Genomic DNA, 13,738 nt, shown 5'->3' on the forward strand with positions numbered 1-13,738 from the left:
TCTTACCTCTCACCCACTATCTGGCCAGGGCCAGCTCTTCGCCGCAGGCCGCGAGCACCTGCGCCGTCGCATCTGTTTTGGCGACTCGCCTTGCGGCTTTGGCCATCGTCAACAGCTTTTGCGGCTCGGAAAACAGCTCCTGCAGCAGACCGGCCAGCATTTCCGCATCCAGTGCATCCTGTTGAATCACGATGGCGCCGCCGGCCTGTTCCAGCCACTCGCCGTTCTTGGTCTGGTGATCATCGATCGCGAATGGAAACGGCACCATAATCGCGCCCACACCGGCGGCGGCGATTTCCGAAACCGTCAGCGCACCGGCGCGGCAGATAATCAAATCGGCATTACTGTAGGCCGCCGCCATATCGGCAATAAACGGCACCACTTCGGCATCCACCTGCGCGAGGCGATAGGCCTCCCGCGCCACATCGAGATGGCGTTTGCCAGCCTGATGCACTATGCGCGGCCGCAGCGCCGGCTCCAGCAGCAAAACGGCCTGAGGCACCAGTTCATTGATCGCCACGGCGCCGAGGCTGCCGCCCAGTACCAGTAGGCGCAGCGGCTGCTTTTTGCCGATGCGCTCCTGCGGTTCCGGCAGCTGCGCGATTTCATTGCGCACCGGGTTGCCTACCTGCTGGGCACGCGGCAGTCCGCTGGGAAACGCCTCCAGTACACGGCTGGCGATGCGGGCCAGCAGGCGGTTAGTCGTGCCGGCCACGGCATTCTGCTCGTGAATAATCAGCGGTACGCCGCTTAGCCGCGCCGCGACGCCACCGGGCCCGGTGGCAAAGCCACCAAAGCCGAGCACGGCATCCGGCCGCACTCTTTTCACCACGGCGCGCGCCTGCGTGACGGCGCGCACAATTTGCAGCGGCGCCTTCAGCAGTGCCAGCTTGCCCTTGCCGCGCACACCTTCAACAGTAATAAAGTGCAGAGGTATATCTGCCTCTGGAATCAGCTGCGACTCGATGCCGCGTTCAGTTCCCAGCCACTCGACGGCGGCGCCCTGCTCCTGCAGCGCGCGTGCAACTGCCAGTGCCGGAAACACATGGCCGCCGGTACCGCCGGCCATGATCAGGAATTTCTTGCCGGAAAACGGCGCACTATTTACAGACATCAGGCCGCCTCCCCTTTTAATTCGCGATCTCCCACCTGCAGGGGATTAAAGATCGGCAACTGGCGAATTATGCCCGCGCCGGATTTCTCGCCGTCCACATTCTCGTGCAATTCAGCCTGCAGACGCATTGCCAGCGCGAACAGCGCACAGCAAACCACCAGGCTGCTTCCGCCGGAGCTGACAAACGGCAGCGTCAGGCCCTTGGTGGGCAGCAACCCGGAAGCCACCCCCATATTCACAAACGCTTGACCGGCCAGCAGCACCGCAATACCGAAGGCGAGCAGTGCGGCAAAAAATTTCTGCTGTTCAAGCGCACCGCGCACCAGGCGCAGGAGCGACCAGGTCAGGGCGACAAACAGTCCGATTACCACCAAGCCGCCGGCGATACCCCACTCCTCGGAGAGAATGGCGAAGATAAAGTCCGTGTGCGCTTCCGGCAGGTAAAACAGCTTCTGCACACTGTTGCCGAGACCGACTCCAAACCACTCACCGCGACCAAAGGCAATCAGCGACTGGGTCAGCTGGTAGCCACTGGCGAACTGGTCGCCCCAGGGATCCAGAAAAGTCATCAATCGCTGCAGGCGATAGGGACTTACCAGGGCCATCAAGGCCAGGCCGCAGGCCGCAACACCTACCAGCAGGAAAGTGTGCGGCAGGCGCGCGCCGGCGAGGAATACCATCGCCAGCACGGTGCCGGAAATCACCACCACCGAACCGAAATCCGGTTGCGACAGCAGCAGTACCGCGACGATACCCAGAATGACTACCGGCACCATGAAACTGCTCCAGTGGCGCAGTTGCTGGTTGCGGCGCGTCAGAAAACTCGCGAAAAAAATCAGCAGGCAGAACTTCGCCACTTCCGACGGCTGTACGGTGATGGAACCGAGTGCCAGCCAGCGGCGGCTGCCATTTACCTCGCGGCCGATGCCCGGCACCAGGACGGCCATCAGCAGCAGGCAGGAGAACAGCAGCAGCGGCCAGGACAGGCGCGACCACACCGACAGCGGCACCTGGCTCACTACCAGTGCGGCCAGGGCACCAACGCCCAGATACATCAGATGGCGCTTGAGGAAGTACCAGGAATCGCCATACACATCCGCCGCATAGGCAATCGATGCCGACGCCACCATCACCACACCGATACTGACCAGGGCCAGTACACAGAACGGCAGCAGCCAGTCCAGATTCTTGCTGTCCTGCACCAGCGCTTGCGCCTTGCTCATTCGGCACCTCCGGCCGTGAGGCTGCCGGACAGTGCCGCAACCGCACGACGGAAATCGTCGCCGCGCGCTTCAAAGTTGCGGTACATGTCGAAGCTGGCGCAGGCCGGCGACAGCAGTACGTAGTCCCCGCACCTAGCCAGTGCGCGCGCCTGCGCTACTGCGTCATCCATCGACTCGGCGCGGTGAATCTCGGTTCTGCCTTCGAACACCTGTGCAATCTTGTCCCCGTCGACGCCGATAGTAACCAGCGCGCGCAACGCCTCGGCGGCTTCTGCCAGCGGTGCGAAATCGGCACCCTTGCCGTCGCCACCGGCGATCAGCACTATCTTGTTCGTTGCCGTTGCGAGGCCATCCAGTGCTGCGCGCGTCGCACCGACGTTGGTGCCCTTGGAGTCATTCACAAAGGTGACGCCATCCAGGTCCGCAACCCGCTCGCAGCGGTGCGGCAGGCCCTTGAAGCTGCGCAGGACCGACAGCATGGCGGCCATCGGCAGGTCCACCGCATTGCCCAGTGCCAGGGCCGCCAGCGCATTGGCCACATTGTGCTTGCCGACCATCGCCAGTTCGCTGACCGGCAACAGCTTTTCCGTGCCCCGCACCAGCCACTCTTCCTGTGTTCCGCTTTCGCCGGCACCAGCGTAGCTGCGCAGGCCGAACTGCTGCAGGTCCGGCTGGTCCAGGCCGAAACTCCACTCGCGGCTGTCGCGGGACAGAGGCCCGCGCGTCAACGGGTCCGCACGGTTGACCACCAGCTGCTTTGCATTGCGATAAATACGCTGCTTGGCGCGGTGGTAATCCGCCAGGCTCGCATAGCGGTCCATATGGTCCGCACTCAGGTTCAGGATCGTCGCAACGGCGGGCGCCAGGGAATAAGTTGTTTCCAGCTGGAAGCTGGACAGCTCCAATATGAACAGCTGCGGCAGCGCGCTCTTCTGTTCTGCTAAAGGCGCCAGCAGGTCCAGCACCGGCACACCGATATTGCCGCCCACGCGCACATCCACACCGGCCTCTTCCGCCATCAGGCCCACCAGTGTGGTAACGGTGCTCTTGCCATTGGAGCCGGTGATGGCCACGACTTTCGGCGGCTGCTCGAGCTGCGCCAGCTCTCGCGCAAACAGTTCAATGTCGCCGATGACCGGAATGCCGGCATCGACCGCCTGCTGCAGCGCCGGCTCCGCCAGAGCGATACCGGGGCTGGCGATAATCTCGCTGGCCGCCAGCATCGTTTCGCTGTTCAGCGGCCCGGTTTCCACCGCCACTTCGGGAAACTCCTCTCGGAAAGCATCGAGCCCCGGCGGCTGCTGGCGGCTGTCGGCGACCACCGGAGAAAAACCGGCGCGCAGCAGGAAGCGCACTACCGAACAACCGGTAGCGCCCATGCCGATTACCACTTTTTTCTCCGAGGTCGCGATCAAAGCCATTCGCTTATCTGCTTATTTATCCAATCTCTTTTTTCGCAAGGGCCACATTCGTAGGATGGGCAAAGGAGCACAGCGACGTGCCCGTCACCACTGCCATCACCACTGATGGGCACGCTGCGCTTTGCCCATCCTACGGGTCTAGCGCAACTTCAGGGTTGCCAGGCCGGCCAGCACCAGTACCACGGTAATGATCCAGAAGCGCACGATTACCCGCGGTTCCGGCCAGCCTTTCAGTTCAAAATGGTGATGCAGCGGCGCCATGCGGAAAATACGTTTTCCGGTCAGCTTGAATGACGCCACCTGCAGGATTACCGATACGGTCTCCATCACGAAGACACCGCCCATGATGAACAGCACGATCTCATGGCGGGTAATCACCGCGATAATGCCGAGTGCCGCACCCAGCGCCAGCGCACCGACATCGCCCATAAATACCTGGGCGGGATAGGTGTTGAACCACAGGAATCCGAGCCCCGCGCCGCCCAGCGCCGCACAGAAGACAGCAAGCTCACCGGCTCCGGGAATCGACGGAATATGCAGGTAATTGGCAAACTCCACGTGACCGGCCAGGTAAGCGATAACACCCAGCGCACCACCGACCATTACGGTCGGCATGATCGCCAGACCGTCGAGACCATCGGTCAGGTTCACCGCATTACTGGTGCCGACCACGACGAAATAGGTCAGCAGAATAAAGAAGACCGGGCCCAGATCGATGGCCACATCCTTGAAAAATGGCACGAAGAGCTGTGTTTCCGCCGGGCTGGTCGCGCTCATGAACAGATAGATAGCGGCGCCCAGACCGGCAATGGACTGCCAGAAATACTTCCAGCGCGCGATCAGTCCGCGCGGGTTCTTGTGCACCACTTTCTTGTAGTCATCGACGAAACCCACGGCGCCGAAAATAAAAGTCACTATCAGGGTTACCCAGACATAGCGGTTGCTCAGATCCGACCACAGCAGTGCCGAGGAAAAGATCGAGGCCAGAATCAGGGTACCACCCATGGTCGGGGTGCCGGATTTACTCAGATGGGTTTGCGGGCCGTCATCGCGCACCGCCTGCCCCACCTGCAGCTGGTTCAGCCAGGTGATCATGCGCGAGCCTACGACCAGGGAAATACCCAGCGCGGTCAGCGCAGCGAGAATCGCGCGCACCGTCAGATAGTTGAACACCGCAAAGGTGCTCACATGTTGTTGCAGCAGTTCTGCCAGCCAGAGCAGCATTAGTTATCCTCTCCGTCGTTCCCGCTCAGCGCCTGCACTACCAGTTCCATACGGGCACTGCGGGAACCCTTCACCAGCACTGTGGTGTCTTGATTCAGTTCGTGAGACAGCGCCGCCACCAGCGGCTCCCTGTCCCGGTAGTTGTGCAGCGGCTGATGCCGCCCCGCACTGAAGGCGACACTGGCGGCAGTCCCCAGGGGCCCCAGGGTGAACAGCGCATCCAGACCGCGCTCCCTCGCCAGTTCGCCCACTTGCCGATGCATCTCCTCTGCGTCAGCACCCAGCTCGGCCATATCGCCGAGCACGAGGATTTTCTTTCCAGCGCGCTGCGCCAGCAGTTCTATCGCGGCACTTACCGAGCCGGGATTGGCGTTATAGCTGTCGTCGATGATGGTCGCACCCCGCAAACCCAGCAGTTCCTGCAGGCGACCGGACACGCCCTTCAAGTTGCCGAGACCGCTGGCGATGTCAGCAGCCGGCACGCCGGCGGCAAAGGCGCAACCGGCAGCAACCAACGCATTGTGCACATTGTGCTCGCCGAGCAATTGCAGCTTCACCGGATGCACCAGCCCCTCGATCACCAGGTCGAAGGCAGGGCAGCCGTGTTCATTCATCGCAATATTGTCGGCGTGAATCGCACATTGGTGCCCCAGGCCCACCTCCAGAGTGCGCACACCTGCCGGCATATGATCGCGCCAGTAATCCGCATAGCCGTCATCGGCATTGATCACTGCCGTTCCGCCCACTTGCAGGCCGGTATAGATCTGCCCCTTGGCCTTGGCGATAGCTGCCACTGAGCCAAAGCCTTCCACATGTGCGGGCATCACATTGTTCACCGCACTTACCTGCGGCTTGCCGATGCTGCACAGGTAACCGATGTCATCCGGACCGCTCGCGCCCATTTCGAGAATCAGCACGTCGTGATCCCGCGACAATCCGAACAGCGTCATTGGCAGGCCGAACTGATTGTTCAGGTTGCCACGCGTTACACAGGGGGTGTGGCGCTGGGAAAAAATGGCCGCGAGCATTTCCTTGACGGTTGTTTTGCCGCAGGAGCCGGTGATCGCGATCACGCGCCCTTTGAACTGCTCGCGACACAGCAACCCTATCTGCCCGAGGGCGATAGTCGTGTCCGCCACGCGCCACTGTGGCAGCTTGCAGCCGGGCACTTCCCGGTCGACCACCAGCCCCAGCACCTGCCCTTCCAGTTCGCCGACAAAGTCGTGCGCATCGAAGTTTTCGCCCACCAGCGCAACAAATAGAGCCTGGGCATCAACCTTACGTGTATCGGTGCACACGCGATCGAACTGCACGGAGCCATTGATCAGCTCGCCGCCGAAGCGCCCTTGTAACTGTTGCAGGGAAAGCGCGCTGATCACTCGGCTTCCCCCTTTATTTCGTCGGCCTGTGCCGAACTGCCGGCACGCCGCTGCAGCGCCGCGGCGGCCTGCTCGCGGTCACAGAAGTGAATTTTCTCACTGCCGATAATCTGGTAGTCCTCATGCCCTTTGCCGGCGATCAGCACTATGTCACCGGGCTGCGCAGAAGCTACGGCTCGCGCAATGGCGGTGGCGCGGTCGATTTCCACTTCGATATTGCTGGCGGCGTCATCTACGTTGCTGGCGGCGCCTTCGAGAATATCGTCGATGATTTTCTGCGGATCCTCACTGCGCGGATTGTCGCTGGTGACGATCGCGTGGTCGGCCATTTCCGAGGCTATGCGCCCCATCGGCGCGCGCTTGCCGGTATCGCGGTCACCGCCGCAGCCGAATACGCACCACAACTTGCCGCGGCAATAGGGGCGCGCTGCCGCCAGTGCCGCGCGCAGCGCATCCGGTGTGTGGGCGTAATCCACCAGCACACCCACTTCACCTTCGCCACCGGCACTCGCGCCAGCGATCTTCACCCGCTCCATACGGCCGGGCACGGCTTTGATGGTCGGGAAAACGGCGAGAATATCTGCAAACGGCATGCCCGCGGACGCCGCCGCGGCGACCACCGCCAGCGCGTTGTGAATATTGAAGTCGCCGATCAGCGGCGCCTTCAGCTCACCACTGCCCCACGGGGTGGTCAGCTTCACGGAAAATCCACCCTCGTGACGGCGCAAATCGGTCGCGTGCAGGTCACCCGCCTGCAGTCCGTAGGTGATGACTTTCAGGTTGCGCAGCTTGCAGCGCTCCGTGAGCTGCGCACCGAAGGGATCGTCGAGATTGATAATGCCGCGCTTCAGCTTCGGCAGGCCGAACAGTTTTTCTTTGGCGGCGCCGTAGGCGGCCATATTGCCGTGGTAGTCCAGGTGGTCCCGCGACAGATTGGTGAAAATCGCCGTATCGAAAATCAGACCGTGTACACGCCCCTGGGACAGGGAGTGGGAGGAGACCTCCATCGCCGCCGCGCGCACACCCTGATCGCGGAATGCGGCGTAGTCCGCCTGCAGGCGTACCGGATCGGGCGTGGTAAGGCCCGTCTCCTGCAGCTCGATATGGCCGTCGGTCCAGACGCCGTTGCCGATAGTCCCCATCAGCGCGGCGCTGCCGAAATGGTGCGCCAGCAACTGTGAAGTCAGGTAGGCACAGGTGGTCTTGCCGTTGGTACCGGTCACGCCCACCAGGTGAATCTGCTCGGTCGGATTGCCGTAGAAACGCGCGGCGATTTCCCCGACACGCTTGGCCAGCCCGGGAACGCTGACAACCTCGATACCGTCGCGGGTCTTGCACTCCAGCTTGTCGCCGTCGGCCAGTACGGCGCCGGCACCGGCGGCAATGGCCGCATCGATATATTCACGCCCGTCGACGACGGTGCCGCGCAGCGCCATAAACACATCGCCCGGCTGTATGAGGCGACTGTCCAGCGCCACACCGGTCACTTGTACATCTGGGATACCCGCATAGCCGGGCACCAGTTCTTGTAATGAAACGCTATGTTGTTCGCGCTGACTCACGATTTCTTACCTCTCTCGCTCAACTGCGCAGCCAGCTGCTGCTCCGCCGACGGCAACTCTGCGGGCGACACCTGCAGCAGGCGCATGGCGCCAGCCATTACCGAGCCAAATACCGGCGCGGCCACTTCGCCGCCGTAATATTTTGCGTGGCTCGGGTCGTCAATAACCACAACCGCCGCCAGGCGCGGCTTGTCGGCGGGAATAAAACCGGCGAAAACCGAGCGGTAGCGATTGTCGGCGTAGCCGTCGCTGCCCACCTTGTGCACCGTGCCGGTTTTGCCCGCCACCCGGTAACCCTCGACCGCGGCGCGCTTGCCGGTGCCTTCTTGACTGATCACGGTTTCCAGCATCGCGGTGACCTGCTCAGCCAGGCGGCCTTCCACGACCTGCTCCGGCTCGGCGGACACTTTATCGCCGGACAAAACCAAAGAAACCGGGCGCTTGAGCCCGGCGTTGGCCAGCACACTGTAGGACTGGGCCAGCTGCACCGCATTCACTGTTAAACCGTAGCCGAAGGCGAAGTTGGCCCGCTCGATTGGGTGCCAACGACTGCGGCTGGGCAGTATTCCCGCTGTTTCACCGGGGAAGCCACTGCCGACGGCCTCCCCCAGCCCCAGGCGGTAAAAGAGTTCCCGCAGCGAATTTGGTTCCAGATCCAGGGCGATTTTTGTCGTACCCACCTGGCTCGACTTGGTGAGCACCTTGGTCAGGTCGATCACCCCGTAGTTCCGGTGATCCACCAGGGTCTTGCCGGGCAGACGGATATAACCCGGGTTGGTATCGATCGGTGTATGCGGCTGGTAGCGACCGCTCTCGAGCGCCGCCAGCGCGGTCAGCGGCTTGACGGTGGAACCCGGCTCAAACTGGTCGATCAGGGCGCGGTTGCGCATCGCCGCCGCTTTCACACCGCGGCGGTTATTCGGGTTAAAAGAGGGCTGGTTGGCCATCGCCAGCACGTCGCCACTGCGGGTGTCCAGAATCACCATAAAGCCGGACGCGGCGCCGTTTTCGCTCACCGCACGCTTCAGCTCGCGATAGGCCAGGTATTGCAGGCGCATATCGATGGACAGGCGCAGGTCGCGCCCGGGGCGCGCTTCACGTTTGGTGGCCAGATCCTGCACGGTGCGGCCCTTCAGATCCTTGACCACCTGCTGGGCACCGGGCTGACCGGACAGCCAGTCGTTATACGCCAGCTCCAGCCCTTCCTGGCCACTGTCATCAATATCAGTAAAGCCCAGCAGCTGCGCCACCACCTCACCGGCGGGATAGAAGCGGCGGTACTCCTTCTTGGCGAAGACGCCGGCGGTATCCAGGCTCAACACCCTGTTCGCCTGCTCGGGCGCCAGGTGGCGGCGCAGGTACATGAATTCTTTATTGCGGTACTTGTCCAGGCGCTTGGCCAGGGCAGCCGGCTTCATTTCCAGGGCCGCTGCCAGTCGTCGCAGGTCATCGGCACTGGCTTCGCGCAGCAGTTGCGGATTGGCCCAGAGACTGTGCACCGGGGTACTTACCGCCAGCAGCTCGCCATTGCGATCGACAATGGAACCGCGGTAGGCGGCGATTTCTTCGGTGCGGATAGTGCGGGCGCGGCCTTGGTCCTGCAGGAAGCGGTAACCCCGCTCGGCCTCCGGCAGCACCTGCAGGCGCGCCAGGTGATAGACAAGGGCCAGGGCGAGCAGACACAGCAAGGCCGCCACCAGCGCAAAGCGCCAGCGGGCGATACCCGGCTGAATCTGCTGTTTCCTGACTGCGCCCATAACAAAGTCCCTGTGAGACTTATTCGAGATCGTAAACGTTATTTTTTCGGTACCAGTACCCGCTCACCCGCGGCCGGTACATGCATTTTCAATTTTTCCCGCGCCACCTTTTCAATGCGGCTGTAGGCGGACCAGGCGCCCTTTTCCAGCAACAGGCGCTCCTGTTCATAGCGCAGTTCATCCCGCTGCTTCTGTGCGCGCCCCAGCTCGGCGGTGAGCTCCCGGTTGCGCTGGGTGGTGTGCACCACCGCCAGCGCCGAGGCGATGGACGCCAACCACAGCAGCGCCGCCACCAGTAATTTCTTCCCGCTCAACCCAGCTTCTCCGCGACCCGCATTACCGCACTGCGTGAGCGCAGGTTCTCATCCACTTCCACCGTATCGGCCTTGACCGCCTTGCCGACGGAGCGCAGCGTCTTTGCGATCTGGCTATCCATCACCGGCAGTCCCCGCGGCAGTTGTGGGCCGCGCTCCTTGTCGCGAATAAAACGCTTCACCATGCGGTCTTCCAGCGAATGGAAGCTGATCACCACCAGCCGGCCGCCGGGGGCGAGCAGCTGCACTGACTTTTCCAGCGCCTGTTGCAGGTCTTCCAGCTCGCCGTTGACGTGGATGCGGATCGCCTGGAACACGCGGGTGGCCGGATGCTTGCCCTTTTCCCAGGCCGGGTTGGCAGCCTTGACCACTTCCGCCAGGTCCAGTGTGCGCTCGAACGGCTTCTCCGCCCGGCGCCGCACTATGGCTGCGGCCATACGGCGCGCGAAACGCTCCTCGCCGTACTCCTTAAACACCCGCGCCAGCTCCGCTTCCGCTTCCGTGTTAACCCACTCCGCAGCACTGATGCCGCGGCTGGTGTCCATGCGCATATCCAGCGGACCATCCTGCATAAAGCTGAAGCCGCGCTCGGCCTGGTCCAACTGCGGCGAGGAAACCCCCAGGTCCAGCAAGATGCCGGTCACCTGGCCCGCCCTCTCCGCAGCGGCCTCATCCATATCTGCGAACGAACCGTGCCAGATCGCAAAGCGCTTCTCGTTGGCAAAGCGCTCGTGCGCGTAATCTATTGCCTGCGGGTCCTTGTCCACCCCCAGCAGGTGGCCGCTCTCGTTCAGCCGCTGCAAGATCGCCGCACTGTGACCGCCACGACCGAAGGTACCGTCTATATAAAAACCGCCCGGGTCAGTGACCAGGGCGTCCACGGCCTCGCGCAACAACACACTGCGATGCAGTTCTTGAGACACCCTGATTCTCCTTAAAGAGTCCCTTATAAAGAGAGGGATGCCATCTCCTCCGGCATCTCACCCTCGCCTTCACTGTCGTCGAGCCAGTTCATCCAGCGATCCTCGCTCCACAACTCCAATTTCTTGCCCTGCCCCACCAGCATCAGCTTCTTCTCGAGGCCGGCATATTCACGCAGGGTCGGCGGAATCAATACGCGGCCATTGGCGTCCACCTGCAGCTCGCAGGCATAACCGATCAGCAGCCGCTGGGCGCGACGCGCCACTTTGTTAAAGCTGGACAGCGCTTCAATCTTCGGAAGAATTTCCTGCCACTGGGGCTCAGGGTAAACCAGCAGGCAGCGCTCCTCGGTGTGGGCAGTGACAACCAGGCGCCCAGCACAATCTTCCAGCAGGGTGTCGCGGACCCGTGCCGGAATTGCCAGACGCCCTTTAGCGTCCATGTTGATTGCGTGGCTGCCTAAATACACTGGATGTTCGTGTGCGCTGTTTATGCACCGCTGGTGCTATGTGTTTTTGTTCGAACTTCTCTTTATCGATCTCTTGTGGGGTGAAATTTTGCGCAATTTTCATCCGGACGGTGTAAATACCCACTCACAGCCACGAACGAACCACCAATCTCCACAAATTTCCACTTTTCCCCACTGCTCACACTATAAATCTGGACTGCATAAAGTCAAGGAAATCAACGGCAATCCGCCACGAAAACCCAGTGATTTCGCGGGCTGCAGACGAGAAAGATGAAAAAGAGGACGTTTTTAACGCGGCACAATTACAAAACGAAGCAAGTACTTACTCTTTGAAGGTGAGAGATTACTTTAACTTCTGAAGGGAAAAGGTTGAAACGAAAAATGTTAGCGGGCACTAACAGCGGTTGGCGCAACTTTCTACAGAATTGCCCAACCCTCACTATCACCCAGTGCGGCCGGTGATAATCAAGCCAATCAACCAGCGCCCGAAATAACTGAAAAAACTCCCAGCAACACCACAAACGAAGGCGTACCGTAAGCGCAGTACTGCCGTACCAGGCAAAGCGCCATCTACGCACGGACTAAGTCCACTCTAAGCATCGACGTTAAAGAGGGGCATCCGCCGCAATAGCCAACAGAGCCATAGCCGGTGCTGAAGTCGACTGGCACCCCGACAGCCGCATGGTGAGACGGGACCCTGGCCGCCCTGCAGACACCCGGCCCGCGAACCCAAAACGATCCCAACGCATATAGATTCTTCTTTTTATTCTTTTTGATTACATGTAACAAATAAGATGCATTTTACTTGCATCTTATTTGAATAGGCATAAACTGCCTACCTGAAAGTTGTATTGCGCATACATCTTTATAGCGAGAGCGAAGCTTCAACACCGCAGCGGAGGGCAGCCCCCCACCAAGGTCAGGTCACCCTATGAATAGTCGCCTTCAGGCAGTTAACCAGGCTCACCGGATGGCCATCGCACAAGGTTCACGGACCGCCAGCCGCGGGAAGAGCAAACACGCTACAGCGCTGATCCGCGCCAGTTTTGCAGGCGAGGAGCTCTGCCAACGTGAACAGCCTGCGGCTGCCTCACTCGCCTGGAAAGGACACAACGCATGAACAATATTTTGCTACAAGACGGCAGTATCGCACCGAAACAAGTCGACCGTACGTGGCCGCTATTCAGGCTGGCCTTCCGGCCTTTTTTCCTTTTTGGTGCCCTGTTCAGTCTTGTCAGCTTGGCCGCCTGGCTTGGCTTGTTGAGCGGCAAGGTAACGCTCAGCGTTCACGGAGGCCCGCTGTGGTGGCACATGCACGAAATGCTCTTTGGCTTCGTCGGCGCCATCGTTGTCGGCTTCCTGTTATCAGCCGTGCAAACCTGGACGCGACTGCCGAGCATCAAGGGCGTCCCGCTCTTTCTACTCTTTCTGTTGTGGCTGGCGGCCCGGGTTCTGCTGTGGCTGCCCGACCTGATTTCGCCCTGGACAATTGCCGCTATAGATCTGCTGTTCTTCCCCGCGGCGGCACTGGTACTGGCACGGCTGGTTGTCAAGGCGAAGCTGTGGCGGAATATCATTTTCATCCCCCTGCTGGCGGCCATGACACTGGCCAATGCAACCATGCACTACGCTGCCGCGACGCAGCGGCTGGACCTGGCATCGTCCTCCGCAACCGCCATGGTTTTGCTGGTGACCCTATTGATGTGCATGATGGGCGGCCGCGTCTTTCCGATGTTTACTGCCAACGGCACACAAACACCGCGTGTTCAGCCGATCGCCTGGCTGGAAAGAGCCGCCATCATCAGCATGCTGCTGGTGGTTATCTCTCAACTCGGCAGCTTCGCACTGCCAACCTGGCTAAGTGCCACACTGCTGTTTGTTACCGCCGGAATACATTTTATTCGCGTCTTTCGCTGGCGCATCTGGGTGACGTTCAAGACGCCCTTGGTGTGGCCGCTGCACGTCAGTTACTGGTGTATCCCCATTGGCCTGACCCTGCTCGGTATTGCTGAGCTCACCGACTGGATAACCCGCTCCCAGGCCATTCACAGCCTCACGGTCGGCGCCATGGGCATCATGATTCTGGCCATGATTGCCAGGGTATCTCTGGGCCATACCGGGCGGGCAATACAGGTGGGGAGGCTAATGAACGGCGCCTTCCTGATATTGACCGCCGCGTTTCTCGTACGGGTATTTGGCAACTTCGCGTTCTCCGACTACAGCCACATTTTCAAGGCCGCGACTGCCCTCTGGGTTCTGGCCTACGGTTGCTTCTTCGTTCTGTACCTGCCGATTTTGACGCGGCCGAGAATAGATGGCCAGCCCGGATAACCCTCCCCCGCTTTGGAGCAAGT

General features: G+C 61.0%; 11 protein-coding genes. 1 reads left to right on the plus strand and 10 read right to left on the minus strand.

The window, feature by feature from the left end:
• Nucleotides 1-16: 16 nt before the first annotated feature.
• From murG to mraZ, 10 genes are all read right to left on the minus strand, one after another.
• Nucleotides 17-1,114 carry an undecaprenyldiphospho-muramoylpentapeptide beta-N-acetylglucosaminyltransferase gene (gene murG, locus BUC36_RS05235; RefSeq protein WP_073272398.1) on the minus strand — a complete coding sequence of 366 codons (1,098 nt, stop codon included), beginning with the start codon at nucleotides 1,112-1,114 and terminating at the stop codon, nucleotides 17-19.
• Nucleotides 1,114-2,337: a putative lipid II flippase FtsW gene (gene ftsW, locus BUC36_RS05240; protein WP_073272400.1), complete on the minus strand. Its 1,224-nt coding sequence runs from the start codon at nucleotides 2,335-2,337 to the stop codon at nucleotides 1,114-1,116. Before ftsW ends, murG begins: the two co-directional genes overlap by 1 nt.
• Complete coding sequence (gene murD, locus BUC36_RS05245) at nucleotides 2,334-3,758, minus strand: UDP-N-acetylmuramoyl-L-alanine--D-glutamate ligase (RefSeq protein ID WP_073272404.1); 1,425 nt, start codon at nucleotides 3,756-3,758, stop codon at nucleotides 2,334-2,336. The genes ftsW and murD overlap by 4 nt, the downstream gene beginning before the upstream one ends.
• Nucleotides 3,759-3,896: 138 nt before the next feature.
• Nucleotides 3,897-4,982 (minus strand): phospho-N-acetylmuramoyl-pentapeptide-transferase, encoded by a 1,086-nt coding sequence (gene mraY, locus BUC36_RS05250; RefSeq protein ID WP_073272406.1) that lies wholly within the window; start codon nucleotides 4,980-4,982, stop codon nucleotides 3,897-3,899.
• Nucleotides 4,982-6,361 carry a UDP-N-acetylmuramoyl-tripeptide--D-alanyl-D-alanine ligase gene (locus BUC36_RS05255; protein WP_073272408.1) on the minus strand — a complete coding sequence of 460 codons (1,380 nt, stop codon included), beginning with the start codon at nucleotides 6,359-6,361 and terminating at the stop codon, nucleotides 4,982-4,984. Before BUC36_RS05255 ends, mraY begins: the two co-directional genes overlap by 1 nt.
• Nucleotides 6,358-7,923 carry a UDP-N-acetylmuramoyl-L-alanyl-D-glutamate--2,6-diaminopimelate ligase gene (locus BUC36_RS05260; RefSeq protein ID WP_073272410.1) on the minus strand — a complete coding sequence of 522 codons (1,566 nt, stop codon included), beginning with the start codon at nucleotides 7,921-7,923 and terminating at the stop codon, nucleotides 6,358-6,360. Before BUC36_RS05260 ends, BUC36_RS05255 begins: the two co-directional genes overlap by 4 nt.
• Entirely contained in the window at nucleotides 7,920-9,680 is a 1,761-nt protein-coding gene (locus BUC36_RS05265; protein ID WP_073272412.1) for a peptidoglycan D,D-transpeptidase FtsI family protein, read from the minus strand. Before BUC36_RS05265 ends, BUC36_RS05260 begins: the two co-directional genes overlap by 4 nt.
• Nucleotides 9,681-9,718: 38 nt before the next feature.
• On the minus strand, nucleotides 9,719-9,994 hold the full coding sequence (ftsL, locus tag BUC36_RS05270) for a cell division protein FtsL (protein WP_073272415.1): 276 nt from the start codon (nucleotides 9,992-9,994) through the stop codon (nucleotides 9,719-9,721).
• On the minus strand, nucleotides 9,991-10,917 hold the full coding sequence (gene rsmH / locus BUC36_RS05275) for a 16S rRNA (cytosine(1402)-N(4))-methyltransferase RsmH (RefSeq protein WP_073272417.1): 927 nt from the start codon (nucleotides 10,915-10,917) through the stop codon (nucleotides 9,991-9,993). The genes ftsL and rsmH overlap by 4 nt, the downstream gene beginning before the upstream one ends.
• Nucleotides 10,918-10,940: 23 nt before the next feature.
• A complete protein-coding gene (gene mraZ / locus BUC36_RS05280) occupies nucleotides 10,941-11,384 on the minus strand; it encodes a division/cell wall cluster transcriptional repressor MraZ (protein WP_073272419.1) in 444 nt (147 codons plus the stop codon).
• A 1,116-nt stretch (nucleotides 11,385-12,500) separates the two neighbouring features.
• Between mraZ and BUC36_RS05285 the strand changes: the two genes are divergently transcribed.
• On the plus strand, nucleotides 12,501-13,715 hold the full coding sequence (locus tag BUC36_RS05285; protein WP_073272421.1) for an NnrS family protein: 1,215 nt from the start codon (nucleotides 12,501-12,503) through the stop codon (nucleotides 13,713-13,715).
• Nucleotides 13,716-13,738 lie beyond the last annotated feature (23 nt).

This window comes from Microbulbifer donghaiensis (assembly GCF_900129095.1).
Classification (GTDB): domain Bacteria; phylum Pseudomonadota; class Gammaproteobacteria; order Pseudomonadales; family Cellvibrionaceae; genus Microbulbifer; species Microbulbifer donghaiensis.

Coding starts and splice junctions, on each gene's coding strand:
- murG (WP_073272398.1), bottom strand. CDS start 1,114: ATGTCTGTAAATAGTGCGCCGTTTTCCGGCAAGAAATTCCTGATCATG.
- ftsW (WP_073272400.1), bottom strand. CDS start 2,337: ATGAGCAAGGCGCAAGCGCTGGTGCAGGACAGCAAGAATCTGGACTGG.
- murD (WP_073272404.1), bottom strand. CDS start 3,758: ATGGCTTTGATCGCGACCTCGGAGAAAAAAGTGGTAATCGGCATGGGC.
- mraY (WP_073272406.1), bottom strand. CDS start 4,982: ATGCTGCTCTGGCTGGCAGAACTGCTGCAACAACATGTGAGCACCTTT.
- BUC36_RS05265 (WP_073272412.1), bottom strand. CDS start 9,680: ATGGGCGCAGTCAGGAAACAGCAGATTCAGCCGGGTATCGCCCGCTGG.
- BUC36_RS05285 (WP_073272421.1), top strand. CDS start 12,501: ATGAACAATATTTTGCTACAAGACGGCAGTATCGCACCGAAACAAGTC.